The organism is Pseudaquabacterium terrae (assembly GCF_013266755.1).
Classification (GTDB): Bacteria; Pseudomonadota; Gammaproteobacteria; order Burkholderiales; family Burkholderiaceae_C; genus Pseudaquabacterium; species Pseudaquabacterium terrae.
The window spans coordinates 137792-162832 of record NZ_JABRWJ010000013.1 but is presented as its reverse complement, the minus strand read 5'-3'; the positions used below and the strand labels follow the sequence as shown (position 1 = coordinate 162832).

The following is a 25041-nucleotide window of genomic DNA, read 5'->3' as shown; positions in this document are numbered from 1 at the left end:
TGCTCACCCTTGTCCGCATTCATTCGGGCAGAAGACTTCGATCAACGCGAGGTTGTCGCGATTGATCAGCATGCGCGGCAACAGCGCCGCCGCGCGGATGCAATGCGTGGACTGGTTGTCCGTCGTCGTGTTCATGCCGCCCCACGTGAACGCCGAGAAGTACGTGCGGTACCAGGTCTCGGAAAAGCGGTTGTCGGCGACGCGCAGGCTGCCGCCGAGCACGAGCGCATCGGCCGCGACGAAAAAATTCGTCGAGCTGACCTCGAGTTGGTTGTCGGCCATGCCGACGTCGTCCAGCGACAACACGAACACCGACGTCAGCGCAATACCGAGTGGCCGATTCTCCTCTGCCACGTCGAGCGTGATCTGGTTCTCCGTCAGCAGTAGTTTGCCGGTGGCCCACAAGGCGCTGATCGGCGGCCAGAGCGCCGGCGGCTTCAGCGACCGGATCAGGCCGAACGCTTTCGCGTAGGCGCAGGTGTTGAAACTGTCTATCGGCTTGTACGTGCCGAACCGCGTCCACAGCAGCATCGCCAGCAGGCCCCAGGTCCATTCGTTGCTGATGCCCAGATCGCCGATGAGCACGGTGGCCGCGGCGAGATCCATTCCCCTGCCCGTGGTGCCCTGGGTCACCAGCCGGTTGCGTGCGACCACCACCGGCCCCAGCGCGAAGAACGTCAACGCGCGCCCGAGCGGCGCGACGATCATGTTGTCGCGCACCTCGCAGGTAGTGAGGCCGTTGCGCGCGGACTCGCGGCTCACGAACGACGACTGGTACTTGCCACCCGCCGCCTGCTCGATGGTCGGCAGCACGAGCCACACGTGCACGCCGCCGCGCACGCCGGGCCGCAGCGCGCCGTCCGCGCCGTCGCGCGCGTGGCCGTTGTCGAAGATGCGGTTGTCGTCGAGTTGCAGTCCCTGGACGATGATCGCGAACACGCCGCAGATGGGCGCCCGGTCGCTCGCGCCGTTGCCCATGATCTGGTTGCGCAGGATGCGCAGGTCGCCGACCTTGGCGAGCGCGATGCCGCCATAGCCAATCAGCCGCTCCATGGACTTCTCCACGTCACCCAGCGTGAGCCGCATGCAGCGCGTGATGATGTTGTCGGTGATGTGCAGGCCGTGCACGCCGATCATCTCGCCGCCGTCTGCGAGGTTGAAGAAGCGCACGACACCGATGCCGTTGATGCCCATGTCCGTGATGTGGTTGCCGCCGATTTCGATGTCGTACAGATCGCCCGCGGAGGTGAAGTGGGCCGACGGCGCGTCGGCCGTCGCGGGCGGGGGCGGCGCGGTCAGGTCGACGGGCCTGCACTGCGCGCAGTCGTCTTCCGATTCGGGAAGATCCGGAGTTCCACTGTCTTCTACGTCGGGCTGTTCGAGGCTTCCTAGCGTGATGCCATTCCAGGTGCCGCCGCGGATGCGGTTGTTGAAGATGCGCACGCGATCGGAACCGCCGGCCACCTGGATGCCGCCGCGCGTGATCACTGCGAGCCGCGACGCGGCCGACGGAGTGCGTACGCCGTTGGGCGCGAGTGCATCGCCAACCGGCGGCGGAATGGTGGCGGCCGGTGCGCCGCCTTCCGCCGCCACGATCTCGACCGTGTTGTCTTCGATGTTCACATCGTCGCCGCGGCTGAAGATGGCCTGCCACAGCGAGGCCACGTCGCGCATCTGCACGAGACAGCCACGCAACGTGACGAAGCGCGAGTTGTCGATCTGCAGCGCGCTGCGCGGCCCGGCTTCGATCGCCATGCCCTCGATGGCGATGCCGGTCGAGTCCTCGACCAGGAACGCAGGCATCGCCGCGGCCGCATCGGTGGTCACGCGGGCGCTAACGCGCGTGCGCGGCCCGCAGCCGTGCACCACCACATTGACGCGCTCGTGGATGTGGACGCTCTCTCTATATAGGCCCGGCAGCACGCACACCTGGCCGCCTTCCGCGGGCAGCGCATCGATGGCATCCTGGATGCTGCTGAAGTCCCCGTGGCTGCGGGTGCCATCGCCAACGCGGTAGGTGCAGCAGTTCTTGAGCCGGGTCAGTGGCTGGAAGACGCTGCGGCAATCGTGGATGGCATCGCCCGTGATGCTGGTGCCGGTCCACTCGAGCTCCGCCAGCGGGACGCGGTGATAGAAGATTCCCTGCGGCGGCGCGCCCGCGAACGTCACCGGATCGCCGATGAGCACGGCAGCGTTGCCGATTTCGCCGGCACGCACTTCGAAGGTCCAGAAGTCGGACGGCGTGTGCCTGCCGCTCGCGTCCGTGTCGAAGCGCAGCCGGATGCCCACGAGGTCGGGCAGATCCCGGTCGGCGGCGATGTAGTCGGCGATGGCTTCGATGCCGTTCCACAGCCGGAAGAAACGCTTGCCCTTCGCGGGAGCGGGCGGCATCGAACCGAGGTATTCCCGCGCGTCCGCGACGGGCGGCAGCGTGAGCATGTTATCCGCGCCGAGCGTTGCCATGGCGCCGTAGACCACGCGCCAGAAGCCGTAGGCCTCATCGAAGTCGAGCGCTTCGAGATAGAACTCGTTGAGCCCCGCGTGCACGATCGCATTCAGGTTGCCGTGGAGGGTTACCCGGCGGCTGACGGCGTCGAAGTCGCCCGTACCCACGAGGCCGCCATTGAACTGCGACCACTTGAAGAAGTTTCCGGTCCGGCTCGTCTCGGCGATTTCAACGCGATACAGGCGATGCTCGAAGCCGGTGTAGCCGCCGCTCTCGACCACCGGGCAGTCGCCGGTCACCACGACGGTGGGGTTGAGCTTGACGGTGAGCTTTCCCTTGGTCGAGAAATCGTCGCGCAGCTGTGGCGCGATGGAGTCGCAGGTTTCGCCGTCCGCCATGCGGAAGAGCCGGAAGCGGTACGCGGTCTGCACGCGCTCTGTGGTGTCGACGCCGCCTAGCGCGGGCTCGATGAGCAACGATGGCGCCTGGAACGGACTCAGTGCCTCGAGCCAGGTTTCCAGGATCACCGCGTCGTTCGGAGCCGCGGCGGTGTCGGGCACCGAGCCCGCAGGCAGGTTGAGATACGCCGCGACACGTCGCGAGAGATCGCGCGGTGCCTCGACCAGCAGGCCATCGGCCCACACGCGGCCCTTGTTCGCGGAGACTTTGACGACGCCGGCGTCGATCCGGGCTTCGGTCACCTTGAAGCCCAGCGGCACTTCCGCCGGCACGGCGGCGACGCCAGCGCCGAAGGCATCGCGCCCCGCGGTTTCCTGCCACTCGCCGATGATCTCGGTTTGTGCATTCCAGTCGCGATCGAGCAAGACCCTGCCTTGCTGATGCAGCGTCCCCCGGAAGTTCTGGGACCGGTCCTTGTTCCAGCTGGAGAAATCGCCCTTCATACAATCCGTCCTAGGTTGCCGGAATCAAAAGCGGCCGGATTCCAACTGGCATGAACTCGCGAAACCGAATTCTCAAATTGCGCCACTTGTGAGCTTCCAGGAGAAAATTGAATGCGCCCATCTGATCGCCGCCGACGCCCTGCTCGAGGATGCGTCGATCGCATTCAAGCGAGAGCTGGCAATACGCGGCGTCACCGAAGTATTCGCTCGTGAAGATCAGCCGCGCGTCGGCACCGCTGACACAGGCGAAGTGCTGTGGCAGGCGATTGCGCGCATCGTCGGCGAACCAGCAGTACTTCAGACAACCCGTTTGCTGGTCGAAGGCTTGCAGCGCGCCTCTGAAGATCACTCCGCTGCCATCGATGCCCGCGACGCGCGCGCGGCCGAGCAGCGTCACGTTCTTGATGCACGTCCGGCCCGCGTAGCCGTTCACCGGGTCGCTGGCGCCCGTGATCGCGAACGAATCCGTCGCCGCCACCGGGATCGATTCGACGATCGAATCCGCGATGCACAACCGGTAGCCCTCGTCGGCCATCAGCGCGCCGCAGATCGAGCGCTGGATGTCGATCTCCGGCACCTGCTTGAACTCGCGCTCCTCGTCGGCGTCGGCGAAGCCGTAGGGCTCGAGCAGTTTGAACGCCGGCAGCAGCGGCGCGCGCGTACTGTTGAAACGGCGGAAGCCGCCCGGGTCGAGCGTGCAGTTGAGGATCTCGAGCTTGTTGAGCGCGGCGCGCGCCACCAGCGGCAGGGTCGCGCCGAAATCGAGGCCGCGCGCGACGTACAGCCCTTCGAGCCGCACGAACAATGCGTCCATGACGGCATCGAACTGCAACTGCTGCGGGGCGGACGTGCCGGCCACCATTGCCGGGCGGAACGCCAGCGGCCGCGCGAGCTCGAGGATGGGCCGCTGCTCGTCGGCCGCGCGGATGATGAGCGGCGCGTGCAGCTTGATGCTGCGGATGCCGTGCTCGTCGACGACGTCCGCCGCCGGCAGCGCGTCGATGTCGAGCGCATGAACGCGGCTGTCGGTGATCTCGATGACGATGGGCACTTTCCCGAGCGCGTTCCGATCCGCGGCCACCGCCTGGCGCGCCGCGAGCAACGCATCGCACAGCGCGTGCTGCAACGACGGCCCCTGCCGGACGTCGACGGTCTTGTAGATCACTCCAGGCGTGCGGTCGTGGTCGAATGCCGCGGGCAGCGCGGGATAGGAGATCGGATGCGCGCCGACCTCGCCCACCACGCCATACGCGAACGAGATCAGCAGGTGGTCGACCAGCGCATCCGCCAGCTCGTCGTCGAGCACGCCGATGCAGATGCGCCCGCGCATGGGGTCGATGGCGATCTCCCGATTGCCGAGCGGCGGCTGGAGCCCGCGCTCCCAGGCGCACAGGTTCTCTCCGCGGATGGTCCAGTTGCGCGGCAGCGCCGAGTGCGGCCAGCCCTGGTTGGGGAAGATGGATTTCGGCAGGTGGAGCTGCAGGCCCTGGTCCGAGATGTCGAGCGTGCTCAGGTCCGCGCGCAGCTCGTCATAGGTTTCGACCGACACATATTCATGTGGCGCGGTGAAGGAAGCGGCGGCGAACGAGGCGAACGGCTGCGGCACCGGCGAGGCCAGGGATGCATCGTACGCGGCGGCGAAGTCCGCGTCGGAGATGCGCTCCACCGGGATCGGCGCCGGCACCTGGTCCGCGGAGGTGATGCGCGGCGCAATGGCGGCGAGGTTCAGCTTCTCCGGCCCGGAGCGCCTCCGGTTGAAGAGATCGAACCGGTTCGTATTGAACAGCGTCCCCGGCCGGCCGGCCGGAAGGTTGTCGAGTTCGACATAGGGCATCGAAAGGTTGTTGACCGGCACCGGGTCGACGTTGATGCGCACCACGCGGGGTGCACCCGACGGCGGCGACACCTTGAGCGCATGCGGCCGCGTGACGTTGAGCCGACAAGCCTTGAGCCGCCAGAAGTAGATCGCCAGGTTCGGCAGGTTGTAGCGCACCTGCCCGGCTTCGTGGGGCTTCACGTCCGCCACGTGCGCGAACGGGTCGAACGGCGTGCCGAGCTGCGACAGCAGCGAGGGATCGCGCAGGTTTGCCGTGCCACCGCGCACGGGCGCGGAGCGCAGCCTCGGCAGCCCGTAGGGCGGCACGCCGCCGCGGTCCGGACGCTGATGGTTGAGGTGCTGGTTCCACACCATGTTCTCCATGAGCTCGACGCAGTGCACCCCCCACTTCGTGAGGATGAACGAGAGCAGCTCGATGGCCCCGAGCGTGCCCTTGCGACGGCGCAGCGCGATGGTGTCGGCGACGTCGGCGCGCAGCGTCCAGGTGTCGCCGGAGAGATGGCTGGTGCCCAGCAGGTCGGCGATGTACGGGATCACCCAGTCATCGCAGGTCTCGATGAAGAAATCGTGGTACAGCGATTCGATGTTCTCGTGGATGGCCGAGAACATGTCCTCCACGGGCTCGAGATAGCTGCGCAACTGGTGCGCGGGCACGCGCTCGCCGTCGCGCAGGTAGAGCTCGGGCAGGCCTTCGTCCTTGATCCGGTAGATCTCCGGAAGGCGTCGATACAGCTCTACGCGTTTGCCCGTGGTCATGTCAGCTCCCCAGCGCCATGACGGCGGTCAGGGACAGATGCGCATCGAAGAGGCTCAGCACGTGCTGCGCGTCGCACGTCACCACCGGCTCGAGCACCGACCCCGTCGGCAGCGGGAGGTCCGCGGGCGCGTCCGTGTCCGCGAGTGCAGCGAAGGTCACGGCCTTCGCCCACAGCACGCCCTCCACGTTCTGCGTGATGCCTTCGATGGACGACGCGTATTCGCTCCCACCGAACCGGCGCCGCCTCAGGCTGAAGAGACCGGTCTGATCTTCCTGCCACACCGCCAGCCCGGTGTTCACGCCGAGCGCGCGGCGGATCTGCGGCTCGACGAGATCGGAGCGATAGCCGGGTTGCAGCGCGTACTGCACCGACACGGTGACGTGCATGCGCCTGCCTTCAAGCACCTCGATGGCCGTTCGTCCCGCGCCACGCTGCGTGTTGTAGCCGATGATGATGTCGCGAACGGCGAGCCGCTCCGCTGCGCGCCCGGTGTCCATCAGAACGCTCACGACGACAGCCGGAACGTTGTCCTCGAGCTGCCAGGCGGCGCTCGCTCGGGCGACGCCCGGAATGGCGGCCGCTTCGCGTTCGAAATCCTGCAGGCTGACCATGCGGCCCAGGCTCTGCACCTTGCCGGGCGCGGCCTCGCGCGCGTTGTCGCCGCTCTCCGGTGGCGCGCCGCCCGTGACCACGTCGAGCATTTGTGCCTGATCGAAATTCTTGAGCTTCGCGACCGCCTGGACCTTGGTGTCTTCCTTGAGCGGCCCGAATGCACCCGCGCCCATGCGCTGGACCGCGGTGACGTTGTTCACGCCGTTGGTGAGGCGCGCGCCGGTCTTGCCGTCGCCGAACTGCACCCAGCTGTTGCCGGCAGCGTCCTCGCGCACGATGTAGACGCGCTCGTCGGCGCCGCGCCCGAACAGGCTATCTACCCGCTGCCATTCGCGGCCACCGACGTAGACCGCGATCTCCGGCGTTTCGGCCGGCGTATTGCCCGCGACGAGGTGATGCGTGAGCGGCGCCTTCGGTAGTCTGAAGTTCTGGAACACCGCGCTGGCATCGCCGCTGCCGAGCACGACCTCGGGCAGCGTCCTGCCCTCGTTCGCGTCGACGACGTTGCCGAACACGGTGACCCTCGGCTTCGTGTTCGAGAAGTCGGCGTAGCTGACGTTCGCGGGCAGCGTGATTTCGTGCAGCTGCCGTAGCGCCTCGGTGCCGGTCGCGGATGTCGTGTCGACGCTCGACACCCTGACCAGTTCGCTCGGCTCGCCATCCTTCTGCAGCATGATGCGGCGGCTCTCGAGGGCTTCGACCTCGTCCACCGTGCCGTAGAAGTTCAGCTTGTTGCCCGTCGTCGCGGCGATCTCCTTTTTCGCGCGCTTGAGCGTGAACAACGGCGTGGTGACTTCGTGGAACAGTGCATCGCCGATGTACATGCGCGTGAGCTTCGCGGCTTCCTTGATCGCGGCGGTTTCCACCGCGATCGCGGCCAGCGCTTCGAAGTCGTCGGCTTCCTTTTCGCGACCGTCGGCCGTCAGCTTCGCAATTGCCTCGTTGTAGTGAGCCAACGCCGCAGCACCTCTGGCTAGAGCCAATGCGCCCGCGGCTAGATCCGCCGCATCCTTTGCGTCACTCGCGGCCTGATCAGCCAGCTCCGAGCGGCGGCGGGCATCGGCGTCTTCCGCGGCGGCGGCGGCGACCGCATCGACAGCCACTTTGGAGGCCACAGCTTTGGTCTGCGCGTCGTCGACCTTGGCCTTGGCCGCGTTGACCTCGTTGGAAACAGTTCGCTCCGCAGCAGCGGCTCTGAACGCATAGCCATTCGCAAGCGCAAGTGTTGCAGCAGCCAGAGGCGGAGACGTGAGTGCCAGAGGGCCAAGCGCCAAGAAATCCGCGGCGACCGTGAAGTCCCGGATGGTCTCCGCCTCGTCGGCCTTGACGTCGGCAACAGTTGCCGCAGTATTCGTGGAGCTCTGCGCTTGGTTGGCGGCAGTCAATGCATCCTGCGCCTTGACGACGGCTGCCTGAGCGGCCGCATCGGTGGGCCCGTCCTTGAGCGCCGACGCGGCGATGGCAGCGGCGACGGCCAGGTTTGTAGCCTTCGCATCGGCGGTCGCGAATTCCGAGGTCTTCGCCGCCATGTCCGCATCGGCGGCAGCGGCAGCGGCAATGGCGTTATCCGCATCCGCCCGCGCCTGTTGCGCGGAAGTCCTGGCCGCCGCCGCGTCCGCGAGTGCCTGCGTAGCTTCCTCATTGGCCAGTTCAGCATTGTCCAGCGCCTGCTGCGCGAGAATCGGGTCCCCATCACCGATCGAATCGGAAATTGGACCCGACACCGTCACCTTGCTGACGACGCCGCTGATCGCGCCCCAGGTGATCGCGATCGGGTCGACGCGCCTCACCGTTCGGATCAGCGTCTGGAAGTCGGAGTAGTTTGCGATGTCGGTGACGCCCGGAGAGGCGATCCGTGTTTGGATGATCATCGCAACGTTGCCCGGAATGTCCTGTACCTCGAGATCCAGGGGAAACTCCACGTCGCGGATGGAAAGGCTGATCGCGGGATTGGAAAAGACACCCGTGTCGGTCCTGATCGGCCGGGCGAGCGGAACCAGCAACCGCGGAATGGTCGTCGAGGTCTCTGTCTTGGCAGGGCTCGAATTGGTTTGCGCGGTGGTCCTGGTGGTCGAACTGATAGGCTTAGACGGATCGACGATGTTCGCGGGGCCGTTGTGCCCCTGGTGATGGAACGAGCGGCCCAGACGGAACGCGACCAGCGTGTCGATTGAAGTGGACCGCTTCAGGTTGCCCTTGATCTTGTAGGTCTTGCGCCCATGCAACTCGCTGATGGAGTCGACGATGACGACTTCGGCATTCGGCAGGGCGGCGGCGCCGAAGACCGCCGCGAGGTCCGGGTCACCGACCAGCAGACGATCGCCGATCTTCAGATCGATCGGTTGCAGCAGCTGCTCGGGATAGGTGATGTAGAACTCGGTAGTGGTCGCGAGGATGTCACCGTCTTCCAGCGGCTTGAACAGGTTGAATCGGTTCAGCCACGGATAGGCGGTGCTCTCTTCCCTCGTCTCGAACGTCGCCGGCGCGGGAATCTCCGCCAGCGTCGCCTTGAGCGCAAATCCCGCGGGGACCACCACGGGCTCGTCTTTCTTGATCTCGAACGCGAAGGTCGCATTGCCGCCGACCGCGGGCGACAGCCGGTAGCCTGACAACCGCACCAGATCCGAGATGCTGTCGCGCCACTGCGCGGTCCGCAGGAAGGCTTCGTTGGCGTAGGTCTCCTGGTAGAACGTGAGGATGTCGCCGAGCATCGACGCGCCCTCGAGCAGCGCGATGGCGGGGTCGTCGGGTGCGCGATGCGTCCAGTGCCGGAGCCCGGGAGACTGGTTCACCTGGTGCAACAGCCACTCGCGGATGGTCCCGTACGTGCCGCTGCGATAGTTGAAGTGCGGCAGCGCCGGCCGGTTGTCGGCGCTGACGCGCGCCGACGGCGCGCAGCACGAGCAGTTCTCGCCGTGCACCGTGGCCAGGCGCTCGCCCGGCCGGCGCGGGAAGCGCAGCGGTGCGACGCAGTCGTTGTCGCAGGCGTCGCTCATTGCCTGCCGCCCATGAGCTCGAACGTGATGGTTCCACGCTCCATGTGATCGGGATCGTTCAGCACGAGGATGATTTCGTTGCTGTCGATCTGCGTGAACGACTCGACCGGCGTGGACGACGAGTTCGCGCGTTTGATCGATACGCTGATCGGCGGCTCGGAGCCCGCCGCGCGCCGCTGCGCAATCACGTGCTCCACGCCATCCACCTTGAGCACGCGGCCGATGATCTGGCTGGCATGCAGCGGCTGGCCGAAGGTCCAAAGGTCGGGGTGGAAGAAGCCCATGCGTCCGTCCGAGGTCCAGCCATCGGAAAATTCCTGCTCCAGCACGAAGCGCACGTCCTCGGGCCACACGTCGGGCTCGATGCACACGCGCACCTTGATCTCGAGCGGCACGAACAGCGGCGGTCGCACTTCGATGTCCTCGCCGATCAGCCGCACGGCATTCAGATAGGCCTCGACTTCCGCGAGTAGTTTGTCGGAGAGCTCCGTGGTGCCGGCCGGGTCGATGGTGATGCGCACCGTCCGCCAGCTTCCGGTCCACGCGTACCGGGCGGAGGCGCGCGCGACACCGTCGACCTCTTCCGCGCGCGCCACGTAGTCGGGGAGCGTCACCGCGCGCAGCTGGCGCAGGCGGTACGCCTCCGGCACGCGGCGGATGATCTCCGCGAGAGGCTCGCGGTCCTTGCCGTTCGTGACATCGAAGGGATTCCAGCAGCGGCGGATGGTGAGCACGTGTCCGACGGACTCCACCACCACCGTCGAGGCGTCGAAGCAGACGATGGTGTCCGCGCCGACGTTGCCCTCGAGCGGCTCGCCGAACTGGTAGTTGGCCGTCACCACCGCGCCGTCGGGCAAGTCCATGCCATTCCGGCCATTGCCGAAGCGGATGATGCTGCGCCGGTTCTCGTCGGTCTCGACGATGAAGTGGTCACCCTGCTCCGCCGAGTCGTCGCTGTGAATGAGGCTCGCGACTTCGTCCCACGCGTCGCTCGGACCCGACGCCGACGCCTGCACAGTGAGGTTCAGCGTGGAGACGGGAGGCACGTCGCCGCCCGCAAGCGTGTTGCGATAGGCAAGGTTGGCTTCGGGTATCCGGCACACCGCGCCCCACCGCGTCCGCTCGTAGTGGAGCTGCAGCGGCATACCGGCTGCGTTGGTGAGCGGCGATTCGGGATCCTTGAAGATCGTCCTGCGCATCCGTCCGTGAAGCACCTGCACCAGGTTGCCGTGGAACAGCGAGATGTTGTCGACGGCGCCCAGCGCCGTGCCGCTGTTGGTGGACGGGCAATCGACGCGGAAGCAGTAGTCGCGTTGCAGCGCGTCCACCTTCTCCCAGCGCACGCGCACGAACCATTCGCCGGTCACCGGATCCTGGAGTGCCGTCGCAGCCGTGGCGGGGTCACTGCCGCCCAACAAGGTCAGCAGTTGCCGCTTCGATGGATCACGTCCGGGCAGCAACCCGGTTTCCGGGTTCAGATGCTCCTGGATGAGCAGACGGCGGATGTTGCCGTTGCGGATCAGGTTCTGGATTTCCTTCGCCGCCGCGTCGGTGCTGTCAGGGACGGGCACCGTGCCGTCGCCCGGATAGAACCTCTGGTAGAGCTTGAGGTCGGCGCGCGTGCTGCCCGCGCGCAGCGTCGTGATGGTATTGCTCCAGGTGTAGAGCCCGATGTGGTTCAGATACTGGTGCACCGTCTGCGTCGGATGGCGCGACACGAACACCACCGAGTTGGCCGTTTCCTTTGGCGGCGCATCCGCGGAGCTCTCCCCCGCCCACGCCTTCAGCCCCTCACGCAACTGGAATTGCTTCGGCCCAACGTCGTGCCCGATCTCGAGCGCGAGCCAGGACGACGCCTGGCTGCCCTGGTGGATGTGGTAATCCATCAACCGCGCATGCCGCGCGAGGGAAACTCGCTTGCGCGCGGAGGCGAGGTACGCCTCGTTCATCACGCGGTCCTGAAAGTCGCTGAGCTCGTCGGCGGCGGCGCTGAAGAGGTCGGCGAGCACCATGTCGAGGTCGGCTTCGCTGGTCGCTTCCCATCCGGGGACGCGTGCCATCATCGCGGCGATCATCGTCTGCCGGAACGACGCGTAGTCCTTCGCGAGGTAGTCGATGGTGAGCTCGGGCTGCGGGCGCGGCGCGGACTCCCACTCTGGCGCGCAGTTGCTGTTGAAGCAGCCCGGGCGGAACTTGAAGCCGATTTCCGAGAACAGCGGATCGAACACCCCCGTCGACGCGGAAACGCCCAGCGTGTAGGTGGAGTAGTCGCCGATCGGGCTCACACGCACGACGAGCACCGGGCTAGTGGCGACCGGCAGCGAAATGGCGGGCGTCGCGGGCGCCGCGGAACTATCTACCTGCACTTGCCCGAGCGCGCCGCCGGCGCGCAGGCGCGTGCCACCCGAGATGGGAAACAGGCGTTTCGCGAGCGTCTTGTCCGCGGTGTAGCCCGCGACGAGGTCGGCGAGGTAGTTGAGATTGAAGAAGTGGATCTCGATGCGGGCCTCGTCGGCCACCGCGTCCACCGCCACCACGCGTACGAGCTTGATGCCGTTGGGCGCGGTCACGGCGGGAGAGTCCGCCATCAGACGCGCGCGCGCGGCCAGCGGCTCTGTGAGTGCCAGCTCCCGCAAAGGCTTGTCGGCTTCGGTGTACATGCGCCCGTCAGGTTCCCGCGTGCTGGAAGCGCAGTGCGCGCGAGTCCGCTGAACCCGCCAGCCGGTAGCTGATGTCGATGGAGATGGTCGAGCCCTCCGTCTTCACCTGGATGGTCTCGAGCACCACGCGATGGCCCAACCAGTCGTTGATGGCCTGCGTGATGGTCGCCTTGGCGACGGCGCCAGTGACGTCGTCCGCGCCCTCGAAGACCAGGCGACGCACGCCGCCGCCGAAATCCACGAGGAACGGCCGCTCTGCATTGTTCGTGAGGATGAGTTGCACGAGCTCGTCGCGCACGTGCTCGTCGAGCGTACGCACGGTGGCCATGCGTCCGTCATTGCCCACGCGGAATGGGAACGAGAGATGTTTGCCGTTCTGGAGTTTCACGCCGCTACGTCCCCCGCACCTTGGTCTGCGTCTGCGTGATCATCGCGAGGCCCTGCGTCGCGCCTTCGGCGCTGATGCACCGGCCGACGCTCGACTGCACCAGCACCTTCGTGCCGTCGTTCTTGCAGAGCGCGGCGCCGGCGGACCACTCGATGCGCACGCACGGCGACGGCTTCGGACCGGGCAACGTGAACGAGCAGCCCGCCACGGCGTGCACGTCCGATTCCAGCAGCGCCGGCATGCGCTCGATCTTCACTTTCGTGTTCGAGGTGGAGAGCACGGCCTTGCCGCCGTGCGTGCACATGACCTGGCTCGAAGTAGTGAGGATGTATCCGGGCACGGTCAGGCCCCTACCTTCATGGCGCCATTGCCGATGTCCACGCCGCCGGACGTGAGCTTCACCGAACCCGAGGTGCTCGTTTCCAGCGCGATCTGGCTCGCCTCGATCTTGATCTTCGGCTGCGGCGACACGGCGCCGGCCAGCAGCGTGATGTCCGTCTTGGTGAGCTTGATGCTCGAGTCGCCGATCTTGATGGTGATGTCGTCGTCGGTCATGGTGAGCTCGGCGCCGCCCGCATGCAGCAGCTGCACCTCGTTGGCGTCGTCGTCCATGACCAGCTTGTGACCCCCGGTCGTGATGAAGCTGCGCACGAGCGCGCCTTTGGGCTCGGGCATCTGGTTGTCCGCCCACCAGAACCCGCTCCAGATCGGGCTCGAAGGATTCCCGCCTTCGAATTCCACCCAGACACCGTCGCCTTCCTCGGGAATGGCGACGAAGCCATGGCCGGCACCGGCGAACGGCGAGCACGGGCGTGCCTTCTCCACCACGAAGTCGTCGCCGAAGAGCTCCGGCACCTTGACGTCGACGAGTCCGAGCTCGGCGTCCGTCCTGACCTTGTGGACCTTGCCGCGGTACTTGCCGAAGTGGTGCCGCTGCCGCCACTCGATGAGCGAAATCAGCTGTGTTTCCAATTCGTCGGTAATCATCAGAAGATGCCCACCTGGACGTTGAAGTTGAGACCGGGCGCGGCCGCGGCGGCGGGCAACGACGCGCCCGCGCCTGCTTCCGGCGACGCCTGGTTGCCGATCACCGAAAAGCGCTGCGTGTACTCCGAGATGCCGAGCGTGTGCGTCACCTTGTAGACGACGTAGTCCGTGCTGTACCGGCTGTTGGAGAGCCGCACCGGGAGCACGCGGTAGGGGCTCAGGATGGCGGGGTAGATGGACGGGATGACGCTGCCGTCGGCGCGCAGCGTGTAGCCCGATTCCGCCGCCATGCCGCGCGCGGCTTCGTCGAGGTCGGTCTGGTCGCCCGTGCCGGGCGGCAGCCGCCGCACGAGCAGATCCTCGTCGTCCGATTCCGTCGCGCCGGTGGCGCCGGCGGCCAGCGCATCGCCGGGGCTCGCGCTCGCGGTGGTCACGCTGAGATCGCCGAGGCTCAGATGCGCGCCTTCGAAGCGCGCGGCGCGTCCTGCATTCCGCTGGATGCGGAACTCCGAGAGGTTGCGTTGCGGGCCGCTCAGGATGGCCTGCGGCAACGCAGTGCCGGTGCCGGTGCGCAGTTTCTTGAAGCAGCCCTTGCTGGTGCCCACCGAGGAACCCGGAAGCACGTAGGCGTGGAAATCTCCGTAGCGCGCGGCGATCAGGCGCAGCATCTCCATCATGGTGCCGCGACGGTTGACGACGGCATTCGCGTCGGCGCCCCGCGGCGTGTCCTCGACGTCAGGCTCTTCGCCCAGCGCCGCGGCCTGGAAAATGGCCGTGACGATCTCGCTGTCGGTCTGCCCGGAGAAGGATTCGGACGCGGCTTCCCGATGCAGCAATCTCGTGTCGTCGTGCACGACCAGCGTCACGGCGCTGCGGCCCGGTGTCGCGTTGTAGTCGGGTTCCTGCGAGTGGATGCTGCCGTCGATGAGCGCGATGAAATCCCCGTCGCCGATGCGCGCCTCCACGCGCACGCGCGCGTGGTCGGCGTACGCGGGCTCGTTCTCGCCGTGCCACGAGCCATCCTCGCCGATGCACACCGGGATGCGGATGCGCGCGGCCCACGAGTGCCCGATCTCCTGCTCGACGACGATCTCCTCGATGGCATCGAGCTGCGCCTTCGTCGCGAGCTTGCTGCCGTAATAGACCCGGAATTCCTTCTTCATGGTCAGTTCTCGGGGACGAAGAGGAACTTCGTCTCGTGCGTGCCGGGCGAATCCGCCTTCGATTCCTGCTCGACGAGGTTGCTGGCCTCGAGTTCGGTGTTGGCGTCGGCGACGTGCCAGAACTTCGTGCCGTCGGTGTAGCGACGGTGCGCTATGACATCGAGCCGGTCCGTGCCCGCCACCGCGGTGAGGTTGCCCTCCACCGCCGGCAGCCGCCGGAGCTTCACGGCCAGCACCGTCTCGCCTTTGGCGTTCTCGACCTCGACGGTCGGAATCTTCAGATAGCGCGAATTCGATTCGAACATGATCGCCCGCCTCAGAACGGAATCAGCTCGACCGCCTGCGAAGCGGTATTGGCCAGGTTGGCCATGGCCTGCGCGTCCTTCGCCATGTTCGAATAGCTCAGCGCGCCCTTGCCCACCTTGTCGTCGGAACATTCGTCGATGGCATTCACGGCCATCGTGATCGACACCTCCGCCTGGATCGGGTTGAGCAGGAAATCGAACTGCTGCTCGGTGATGCTCATTGACTCGAGCACCACTGGCAACACCTTGTACGGACCCCACACGAAGAGAATGCGCGGCATCTTCTGGCGTGGAATGGGTTGGCGCGCATCGCCGGTTTCCGCCACGGCACCGCCGATGCCGAGCGCCGCGCCAATGGCGGCGACGAGCTCATTCGCCGGGTAGACCATCTTCTCGAGCGCGGCCAGGCGTGGGCCGACGCCGAAGAGCCGCGCGAGCACCTTGTTCTTGCCGAATTCGTCCGCAGCGCTGAAGCTCGCCTTGAGCGTGATCTTCTCGACCGTGGGCTCGCCAGCCTGCGTGGTCTCGCGCGCGACGGCCGACGACGGGCGCGGCGGCACCTCCACCGTGCGCGTCATGGTGTCGGGGTTGAACTGGAAGATGACGACGTTCGGTATCGGCCCCATGAAGTCGGAGCCGTACTCGATCAATGCGCCACGAAGCAGAACGCCAGCCATGTGTTTCCTAGTCGAACCGTTTGCGCAGTGACTGCGCCACCTGCGCCGCCGCCTGCTTCTGCAGGTCCGGCACGTCCGTGCGTGCGGCGCGCACCACCACAGTGTCAATGGCGCCCACCTTCTTGCTGCGGGTCTCGCTTGCGGTGGCATCGGCGACGCTGCGCAGGATCTCGCGGCCCAGGCCCGAGGCGAGGTCCACTGCCTGACCGCCGAGGCCGCGGGGGATGCGGATGCGGAGGTTCGCGACGTGCACGGTGCGTTTGCCCATGTCTGTCTACTCCAGCCCGGTGACGTGATGCGCATACGCGCCGAGCTGGTCCACGCTCAGCGACCGATTCATCTTGTCGTACTCGCGCTTCACCGCGATCAACACGTCCTTCATGAACAGCTCCTTCCGGTCGCCCGCGCCGCGCGCCGATTGCAGGCAGGCGTTGAACACCACCGAGCGGATGTGGCCGCCGGAGAGCGGGAACTGGCGCGCGAGGAATGCGACATCGATGGTCGAGTTCCTGACCACTTCGCGCGGGATGACCTGCTTCCAGATCTCGGCGCGCTCCGGTTCGTCCGGCACCGGGAAGTCGATGACGTAGCGGATGCGGCGCATGAACGCTTCGTCGAGATCGCGCTTGCGGTTGGTCGCGAGGATGGCGAGCCCCTTGAACCGCTCCATGCGCTCGAGCAGGTAGCTCACCTCGAGGTTCGCGTAGCGGTCGCGCGCATCGCTGACGTCCGTGCGCTTGCCGAACAGGGAATCCGCCTCGTCGAAGAACAGCACCATGTCCGAGACCTCCGCGGCATCGAACACCCGCTTGAGGTTCTTCTCGGTCTCGCCGATGTACTTGTTGACGACCTGCGAGAGATCGATGCGATACATCGGCAGCTTGAGCTCGCGCGCCATGATCTCCGCGGCCATGGTCTTGCCGGTACCGGGCGGGCCGGCGAACAACACGGTGATGCCACCCTCGTTCCAGGCCTGCGCCGTGCCCCAGCCGTAGTGGACCTTGGTCAACGACGCCATGGCGCCGAGCTGCTCCTGGAACTGGAGCGACTGCTTCTTCGGCAGGATGAGGCGCTCGTCCTTGAAGCGCGGCTCGACGTACGCGGCGAGATCGCCCATGTCGACGCCGAGCTCGGCGCGGCACGCGGCGATGAGATCGTCCTCGGTCGGCGTGCCGGGAAGCGCCTTGATCTCCGCCGCGATCTGGCGAATGGTCGCGCGTTCGTAGCGGAATCGTCGCGCGACTTCCGTCAGCGTCGCATCGAGCGCGGTCGCGTCGCGCCCGAATTCCTCGCGCCAGGCGGCGAGCCGGCCCTCGTACGAAAGGGTCGGGATCTTCAGCACCGGCAGCAGCAGCTCCGCGTCGATGTGCCGCACCTGCAGGTGTTCCGAGATCGGCGCGAACAGCGTGACCGGCACCGACAACGGCGGCAGCCCGTCATTGCGCGGCCGGTTCTTCTCGGCCGTGTCGAACAGGCCGTGGTCGACGAGCAGGTCGCGGTCCTGCAGCCAGCACAGCGTGACCAGCGTGTTCAGGTATTCATCGGCGGCCGGGAGCGCCGGCGCGCCGCGGTATTCCCAGAACGCACGCTTCGTGACGCTGGAAACAGCCGCCGCCGCCTGCCGGTAGGCGGAGCGCTTGTTGCCGAGCAGCGGCACGACGCGCAACCTGGTCGCCTTCTCCGACTCGAGTCGATAGCCCATGAGCTCGCCCGCCTTGTCGGGTGTCGCGCCGGGTTCCTTCCGCGGCTCGATGAGTTCGAGCCCCGCGGGCGCGATGGGATGGGCCGACAGCAACTCGCGCGCGATCAGCGGCGGCACCGTCAACGGCTGCTCCCAGAACGTCTCGGCGTAACTGCGCTGCGCCACGGAGCTTCGGCGCAAGAGCCCATGGCCGAAGAGCACGTGCAGCGGATCGGCGAGCACCAGCGCGTCTTCGGGCGAATCCCAGAGCCGCTGGATCAACATGAGGTTCGGATACGTGCGCGCGTGGTCGTTGAGACAGGTCGCGATGACGGCGCCGAACGTCGCATCGAACGCGGCGGCGAGGCCGAGCCCGAGCGCGAACGACGCGACCTCGTCCAGCTGAAGCTCGTGCACGACCCAGGCGAACGAGCCGCGGCGGCGCTTCTTCAGCACCGGGGGCGCCGTCTGGAGCTTCTCGCTGAGATAGTGTGCGGCGACGTTCTCGCCGAAGAACTTCCGCTTCTCCGCCCAGTGCCGCGACAGGTCGAGCGAGTCCGAAGCCTTGTCCACGATGGGCGGCAACTCACCCGCGATGGTCGGCGCGCGATGTCCGCGCTCGTGCCACAACCACGCGATCTCGCGCCGCGAGCGCAGCGTCGCCTGGCGCATCCAGTGGTTGGCGAGCTCGTCGGCGCCGCGCAGGTTCGGCGCAAACACGATCTCGGTGACTTCGCGCCTGGCGGGTTTCATGGTGCGCGCAACCGGACTTCCGGGCTCTGAGGAGCCTGCTGGCCGTTGACGAGCAGGATGAGCCGGTACTCGCCCACCTCCACCGCGCTGCCGGCCGTCATCACGAGTTGCCGCGCCGATTGCAACGGCACGGGCGGCGTGGGCAAGGCGGAGAACACGTCGAACATCTTCCGGACTGTGCCGTCGCGATGCAGCGCCAGGATCACGTCGTCGTGCTCGTTGCCGAGCAGCGTGCCGCCGAGATCGATGGTGGCGTGCGCCTTGTCGGGCGTGCCGGACGTGCCGGGCGTGATGACGATGCTCGCCTGCGGCACCCCGGCCGTGTTCAGCGTCGGCACGAGATTGCCGATGACGGCATTGCTTCGGCGCTTCTTCCCGGTGCCCGGCAGCAGCTGCACGATGGCCACCGGGTGGCTGCCCGCGGAGATTCCGCCGGCACCGATGAAGGTCGAATCGACCTTGAACCGGAGCTCGTCCGGCCGCTGCATGACGACGGGCAGGTCGACCGGCCCGAGCGCAACGGAAAGATTCGCGAGATGCAGATCCGTACCGCGCAGCGTGACGACCTCGTTCACCTCGAACCCGCCCGGCGAGATCTCCGCGATGAACGGTCCCATCGACGGGATGACATCCAGGCCGACCGGCTCGGACGTCAGCGCGGGCGGGCTCACGTAGTCGACGCCGACGAGCAGCGAGTAGTTGCCGGGCTCGGGCGGCGCGATCATCACCGGGCGCACCTGGAAGGCAATGGACAGCCGCGGCGTCTCGTCTGCGCCCTGCGTCAGCTTGGCTACCACGTCCGCAGGGGACTCGTCGAAGGTGACGTGCAGCTCGCCCGGGTTGCTCTCCAGCGGCTTCGTGTTCGCGACCAGGCCGTCGAGCTTCAGCAGGTCGTCCTGGTAGATGGCCCGGATGGCCGAGCCCAGGATCTCGTGCGCGCGCGGCGAGTCGCTGTCGTCCGCGGATTCGAACGCCGTGAGCAGGTACTTGAGCACCAGCCAGACGGGCGGCTTCTCACCTTCGTTGAGCGGCGTGTTCTTGAGGTGCGGGTCGAACGCGATCTCGTACAGGAAGAGGTTGAGGTGCTCGCCCACGCCGGAGGCCTGATCGAGCCGGCCGATGCTGACGCTCCTGCCGGTGCGCGCGTCGAGACGCTCCTTGAGCACCCGGGTGACGGCGCCGATGGCATTGGATGACTGGGCAAGCGACATGGGTGGCCGGTGAGTAGCTAGAGGTAGCTGCGCCCGAGCCGCGAGCTGTGGGCGCTGTCGTCGCGGGCTGCCCGCTCCGGCTGGCGCGGCCGCGAATCCGGCCGGCGCGGCGTTTCTGGCTCCTCGATGGTGACGTTGATGGTGCCGATCGAAAGGTCGAACTGCTGCTCGATGGGCTGCGCGCGGTCCGGCGCGTCCCGCGGCCCGTCTTCGCGGGCGGCAGCCGCCTCGGGTGCGCGCGCCTGCGTGGCATCCAGCAGGCGCGGCGCGCTCGTGGGTGCGTCCCGCTCGAGCCGCTGCGCCTGCGGCGATGCCGCGACCCATTCCTGCACTTCGCGGAAGACGACGGTCTGCAGCTCGGGCGTGAGCGCGGCGTGGTTGCCGAGGAGCTCCGCGGTGCGCGTGAAGTGCTGCTTCGGTTCGGCGAGCGGCGCGCGCCTGTCGGCGGAATCCGTTTCGAGCTCCGCGTGACGCGCGACATCCGCCTGGGCGGGCCTGGCGGGCGCGGTTTCGGACGGAGTGGATTCCACGAGATGAGTCAGCTCGACGAGCCGCGGTTCGCCGGCGGCGCGGTCTCGTGCCGGCGCATCCGGGAGCTCGGTGCGCAGCCCACCTTCCAGTGGCTCACGCGCCGGCGCAGCCTCGGGCGTCGCCGCCGCCGGTTGGTTGGGCTCGCCGCCCGTCGCGACGCGCGCTGCGCCTGCTTGTGCGCCGCTCTCGCGAGTTCTTGCGGCATCCACGCCGCGCTCCGGCCCGAGAGGCGGTTGTGCCCGCTGCATGCCTTTCGATTCGGGAGCCGACGACACTTCCGTTTGCGGTGAGTCGGCGCGGACCATGACGGTGCGCTCGAGCTCGGGTGCAGCCGGCACTTCGACAGGGCCGGCGGCGGGCAACGCGCGTGCTTCCGGTCTCGGCGCCTGGTACTTGAGCCCGCTCTGCTTGGCGATACGCGACAGGTACCCGTTCATGAGCCACCGGCGGCGATGAGGTTGAGATACTGCTTCCGGCGCCAGTGCGGCACGGCGAAGATTTCCTGCTCACTCCAGTGGTAGTGAGAGGCGAGCCGGTGCACCTGCACGATCAACCGCGTTTGCAACCCACGCAGCATTGCGAGCGCGACCTCGCACAGGTCGATGGAGAACGCGTTGGTCGCGGCGCATTCCGCGCAGGTGATCTGGCAGCGGAAATTCACCAGCGGGTCGGCTTCGTCCATGGCGTCGTCGACGAGGTCGATGAGCTCCAGGCCGAGCCTCGGCGCGCCCTGCTTCAGCGCCAGCGAGCCCAGCATCACCCGCATCGCTTCCGACTGGTCGGCGAAGCTCATCGCACCCCAGGTTTCCTGATCGCGCCCGCAGGGTTTGCGGAATTCGAACGACTGCCCGCCGAACTCGACCGCGACGGCATCGATGGAGTCCGCGTGCCGCTGCAACTCGCGGATCTCCTCGAGCGTGAGCTCGAACTCGAGCTGCTGATTGCAGCCCGTGCAATGAAACGGAAAGCTGAACGCCGAACGCTCGCCGTCCGCCGCCAGCGTGAGCAGCCGCTCGATCCGCCTGCCGACGGACAGCTCGCGGAAAAAATCTGCGCGCGTGCCCTCCTCGGCATTGCCGGCGCACTGTTCCAGGATCCGCGTCACGAGCACGGATTCGTTGCCGACGGCGAAGTCGATCGTCAGGTCACTTGCATGGATCCCGAACCGACGCATTTCTTTCAACCGCTTCCGGTGCGTTGTCGCCGCAGATCAGGGCTGCGGGACGTCGTCAGATTCTTTCGGTTCCTTCGTGTCCAGATCCCGCGTCCAGCCTTCCAGCTCGATCTTGAGCGACTCGATGGCCACGGCATTCGCGTTGCCGTTCAGCTCGGGCAGCGCGGTGTATTCACTGACCCAGCAGTAGTAGAGGAAGTAGCGGTAAACCACGTGACCCTTCTCGTTCATCATCTCGAGCGTCAGGTCCTTCTTGTAGTCCGCGAGATCCATCGCCGAGTCGCCCGCGTACGGGTGGACCTTGTTAGCCCACTTCTCGAACTCGGGGTCGTGCGTGATGCCGCGTTCGAGCGTGATGGCGTCGTACGTAGTCCTGCCCGGCGACTTGCGGTCGGTGCTGTTGTCACCGCCCTCGCGATGCTTCACCACCTCGGTGGTGCGCTTCAGCGCGCTCACCTTGCTCACCCCGAGCACTGGCTTGTTGTCCCACAGGATACGGAATTTGAAGTTCTTGTAGGGGTCGAACCGCTTGGCGTTCTTTTCGAATCCCTTGGCCATGTGCCTCTCCTCTCAAACTTCAAACGATGTCGGGGATCTGCTGGATGCTGATGACGACGAACTCCGCCGGCTTCAGCGGCGCGAATCCCACCTGGATGTTCACGATGCCCAGGTTGCGGTCGTTCGCGGTGGTCGTTTCCCCGTCGCACTTCACGAAGAACGCCTTGTCGGGCGTGCTGCCCTGGAACGCGCCCTGCCTGAACTGGCTCAGCATGAATGCGCCCACGTTCATCCGGATCTTTGCCCAGAGCGGTTCGTCGTTCGGCTCGAACACCACCCACTTCGTGCCGCGGAACAGCGACTCCTCGAGGAAGAGCGCGAGCCTGCGGATCGGGATGTACTTCCACTCCGAGCCGAAGTCGTCGCTGCCGTCGAGCGTGCGCGCGCCCCAGTTGACGATGCCGTTCGGGAACTTGCGTATGCAGTTGACGCCGAGCTTGTTGAGCACGCCGTTCTCGTTGTCGGTGAGGTTCAGCTCGACGTCGAGCACGCCGCGCGTGTCGGCTTCGATGCCCGCGGGCGCTTTCCACACGCCGCGTTGGGAGTCGGTGCGAGCCAACAGGCCGGCGAGCATGCCGGACGGGCCGATCGACTTGATGAATCCTGCATCGCTGATCTTCACGCGCGGGTAGAAGATGGCGGAATTCTGCTTGACGACACCGGCGCGCAGCGAGTTCACCTTCGCGGCATCGGCGTCCATCTTCTCGCCGTTCGTCCAGCTCGTCGGCGCATCCAGCAGCAGGAAGGCGCGCCGGCTCTCGCAGTAGATGGATGCCGGGCCGAAGAGCTGCTGATACTCGGCTTCGTCGATGTCCTCGTCCCGCGGCAACACCATGAGGTTGAACAGATCGACGCGGTCCAGCGCGTGGAAGCCGGTGTGGTCGAGCGCGCTGCCCGTGTAGTCGGCGACGGTCAGCGGCGTACCGTCGTCGTCACCGCCCACTTGGCCGGCGCCATTCTGGAAACTGCCGGTGCCGATGTTGCCCAGCGCATATTGCCGCACATTGGCCGTGAACGAAGCCGCGAGGTTTTCCGATGCGGTCGAACCGATGCCGTAGCTCGTATTGAGCATGCCGACCTTCGGCTTGAACGCAATGCGATAGCCCCAGACTTCCGCCGTCACCGGCGCGTCGGGTTTGTCGTTGATCGCCTTGGCCAGTATCTGCAGCTTTTCACGCACACCATCGGAGTGATTGTTGACCGCCGAGGACAAGGCATCCTTGAACCATCGATCGCCAGCCGTAGTCGTGGTCTGAAGCACGTTCGTCGCCGCGTCACCGAATGTGACTGTGGCGGGACTGGGCGCGCCGGAGAACGTGATGCTCCTGAGATCGTGGGCGGGAGTTCCAGCCGTATCCAGTTGCAGCAACCTCGCCCACACGTTCACGTCGCCGGATGAATACGTTGCCGTCGGCACCGGGCGATGGTTCGCGAAGCGCGTTGCCTCGATGCCGCCCTGATCGATGCCCAGCATGAACGCGGCCGCGAGATCGTTGTTGGATGCACGGCGAATCTTGACGCTGAGGTTGTTTCCAGTCGCCGACCTGATGGTGAGCACTCGCAATCCGGTGCCCCCTTCGATTTCGTCCAGACTGCAGGACACCGAAACGCCGGCGGGAAGCGAGGGCGCGATGCGCGCGAGGATGGCCCCCTCGAGTGCGCTTCGGCTCGTGACGCTCGTGGCAATGGGCCCGAGGCCACTGGCTTGCAGATCGACCGTCGTGAACGGCCCGTCATTGACGCTGATGTCGAATTTGAAAGTCGTCGAGACCGCCGGAGCCGCTGGAAAGACCAGCGTGTTGAATTCATCGCGTATGGCGGGCAGCGTGCTGCCCATCACGCGGCGTCCCTGGCTGAACCCGTCCTGCGGAGCGGAGTTCAGATCGAAGCCGGTCGCCAGACGAACGTCGACCAGTGCCGACCCCTGCGTGACAAAATTGACGACGAACCGCGGCGACAGCGGATTCATCGAAAGATTCAGGAAAGTTTCGCTCTTGACGACCACGCCGCTCTCTTCCTGCGTCACGTACAGATTGAAGGCTTCTTCAGGGTTCGTCGTGTTGTAGTCGACGGCGATGCGTACGTTGTTGCCCCAGGTGCCGGCGTCCTTCGCCGTGAACGTGAGAACCGCGGCACCCGCGAGATTCCTGAGCGTGACCTCGGCCTTCCTGGCGTTGTGCGCGAGCCGGACCACATAACAGTCTGTGCCGCCATTGCCGAAGAACTGGAAGATGCTCGAGCTCATCTCGCCCGAGGGATGTCCGCCGCCGAATCCACGCTGGAAGTCCGAAAGGCTCAGACAGCGGACTGGTTTGTTGATGGGACCTTTCAGCGTCCGCCCGAAGAAGGCGGCGATGGACGTGGAGACTCCCGTGATCGTACGGACGCCGCTGGGAATCTCCTGGATGTATACGCCAGGGTAGCTCGGCTGAATCGGCATGATGATCTACCTCGAAAAGTGATCCGGCTAACGCGAACACAAGCGATCGAAGGACTCGGAGCTGCGCCTGAGTCGGGCATCGAGACGGTCGCGTCGCGTCGAGTGTTCGTGAGCCATTGCGCATCCTTCGCAGTGATGCAGAGCTCGAAGTCCCGCGTGTTGATGTCCCGAAACCACTTGCGTCCATCCAGGAGCGGCGCCCTACGCTCAAATTGCTTGCTCACCCGCAGCACGGAACCGCTGACTGTCCTTCTGGGCGCTGCCACAGGCTGCCTTGGCTGCAGCGCCCGGTAATCGCTCAAAAGCATCTGCCCACCGCTGCCGAGCGACTGCGCCACTTCGGTATGGATGCCCACGTCGATGACCGCCTGCTGCCGAGGCGCTTCACTGGTTTGGCCAGACCGGCGGTAGAGCGCGAAGCTTCCGACGTCCGCGATGGGCCCCGCCACGAAGGGGTACTCGTCGTGGACCGAATGGGCGCGTTGCATGCGCGCCTTCACCTCGAGGCGGATTGAGAGGTCCCGGCATCGATCGTCTCCCTGAGGCACGCGGTGGTTGCACGCCCACGCTCTATTCTCGGCCTAGAACGCTGGTTGGGTGTCATCTTTCCTAGGGAGAGCCTAGACGTGACCGCGGGTGACACAGTCCTTCAGGTGCCCACACGAGCGTCCCATATCAGGCCAGCAGCAACGGCATGTTGTCACCGATGGATGCACGGCTGTCGCGAAGAAGCCACCGTTCGCGTTGAAGGCCCGCTGGGCAAACCCCACGGCCGAGCGGAGAACAGGACTTGCCCAATGTCGGCGCCTTGCGTGTGCGACGCGCCACAGTCGCGAATGGCTTGTCGAATCCATCCGACTTCCGCCGCTGCCTCCAGCTTGCGGAGCTTCTCGGCTTTGGCTTGCAACTCGACGAGTCTGGCATCGCTCGGCACCGGCGGGAACCGATGCCTGCAGCCATGC

17 protein-coding genes are annotated in these 25041 nt (G+C 66.3%); all 17 read right to left on the bottom strand.

The genetic code is table 11. The annotated features are described in order from the left end of the window. Positions 1–3: 3 nt before the first annotated feature. The 17 genes from HLB44_RS32585 to HLB44_RS36860 are packed head-to-tail and all read right to left on the bottom strand — an operon-like array spanning position 4 to position 24079. Positions 4–3348, bottom strand: coding sequence for a DUF6519 domain-containing protein (locus HLB44_RS32585; RefSeq protein WP_173133515.1), 3345 nt, complete (start codon positions 3346–3348; stop codon positions 4–6). Between the two features lie 10 nt (positions 3349–3358). Continuing rightward, a complete protein-coding gene (locus tag HLB44_RS32580) occupies positions 3359–5941 on the bottom strand; it encodes a hypothetical protein (RefSeq protein ID WP_173133512.1) in 2583 nt (860 codons plus the stop codon). 1 nt (position 5942) lies between these two features. Further along, complete coding sequence (locus tag HLB44_RS32575) at positions 5943–9551, bottom strand: baseplate J/gp47 family protein (protein WP_173133510.1); 3609 nt, start codon at positions 9549–9551, stop codon at positions 5943–5945. Next, a complete protein-coding gene (locus HLB44_RS32570; RefSeq protein WP_217283899.1) occupies positions 9548–12211 on the bottom strand; it encodes a baseplate J/gp47 family protein in 2664 nt (887 codons plus the stop codon). Before HLB44_RS32570 ends, HLB44_RS32575 begins: the two co-directional genes overlap by 4 nt. 7 nt (positions 12212–12218) lie before the next feature. Further along, a complete protein-coding gene (locus tag HLB44_RS32565) occupies positions 12219–12599 on the bottom strand; it encodes a GPW/gp25 family protein (protein WP_173133507.1) in 381 nt (126 codons plus the stop codon). A 4-nt stretch (positions 12600–12603) separates the two neighbouring features. After that, positions 12604–12939 (bottom strand): hypothetical protein, encoded by a 336-nt coding sequence (locus HLB44_RS32560; protein ID WP_173133503.1) that lies wholly within the window; start codon positions 12937–12939, stop codon positions 12604–12606. Between the two features lie 2 nt (positions 12940–12941). After that, complete coding sequence (locus tag HLB44_RS32555) at positions 12942–13586, bottom strand: phage baseplate assembly protein V (RefSeq protein WP_173133500.1); 645 nt, start codon at positions 13584–13586, stop codon at positions 12942–12944. Then, positions 13586–14749 (bottom strand): hypothetical protein, encoded by a 1164-nt coding sequence (locus HLB44_RS32550; RefSeq protein ID WP_173133497.1) that lies wholly within the window; start codon positions 14747–14749, stop codon positions 13586–13588. Before HLB44_RS32550 ends, HLB44_RS32555 begins: the two co-directional genes overlap by 1 nt. Before the next feature lie 2 nt (positions 14750–14751). Continuing rightward, positions 14752–15054, bottom strand: coding sequence for a hypothetical protein (locus tag HLB44_RS32545; RefSeq protein ID WP_173133494.1), 303 nt, complete (start codon positions 15052–15054; stop codon positions 14752–14754). An 11-nt stretch (positions 15055–15065) separates the two neighbouring features. After that, complete coding sequence (locus HLB44_RS32540; RefSeq protein ID WP_173133491.1) at positions 15066–15731, bottom strand: hypothetical protein; 666 nt, start codon at positions 15729–15731, stop codon at positions 15066–15068. A gap of 7 nt (positions 15732–15738) precedes the next feature. After that, complete coding sequence (locus HLB44_RS32535) at positions 15739–15999, bottom strand: hypothetical protein (RefSeq protein WP_173133489.1); 261 nt, start codon at positions 15997–15999, stop codon at positions 15739–15741. A gap of 6 nt (positions 16000–16005) precedes the next feature. After that, on the bottom strand, positions 16006–18165 hold the full coding sequence (locus tag HLB44_RS32530) for an ATP-binding protein (RefSeq protein WP_173133486.1): 2160 nt from the start codon (positions 18163–18165) through the stop codon (positions 16006–16008). Continuing rightward, entirely contained in the window at positions 18162–19376 is a 1215-nt protein-coding gene (locus tag HLB44_RS32525) for a Pvc16 family protein (protein WP_173133484.1), read from the bottom strand. The genes HLB44_RS32530 and HLB44_RS32525 overlap by 4 nt, the downstream gene beginning before the upstream one ends. A 17-nt stretch (positions 19377–19393) precedes the next feature. Continuing rightward, entirely contained in the window at positions 19394–20344 is a 951-nt protein-coding gene (locus tag HLB44_RS32520) for a hypothetical protein (RefSeq protein ID WP_173133482.1), read from the bottom strand. After that, positions 20341–21081, bottom strand: a complete 741-nt coding sequence (locus tag HLB44_RS32515) for a hypothetical protein (RefSeq protein WP_173133480.1) — start codon at positions 21079–21081, stop codon at positions 20341–20343. Before HLB44_RS32515 ends, HLB44_RS32520 begins: the two co-directional genes overlap by 4 nt. 36 nt (positions 21082–21117) lie before the next feature. Continuing rightward, positions 21118–21639, bottom strand: a complete 522-nt coding sequence (locus HLB44_RS32510; RefSeq protein WP_173133479.1) for a phage tail protein — start codon at positions 21637–21639, stop codon at positions 21118–21120. 19 nt (positions 21640–21658) lie between these two features. Next, on the bottom strand, positions 21659–24079 hold the full coding sequence (locus HLB44_RS36860; protein WP_217283898.1) for a phage tail sheath subtilisin-like domain-containing protein: 2421 nt from the start codon (positions 24077–24079) through the stop codon (positions 21659–21661). Positions 24080–25041: the final 962 nt, after the last annotated feature.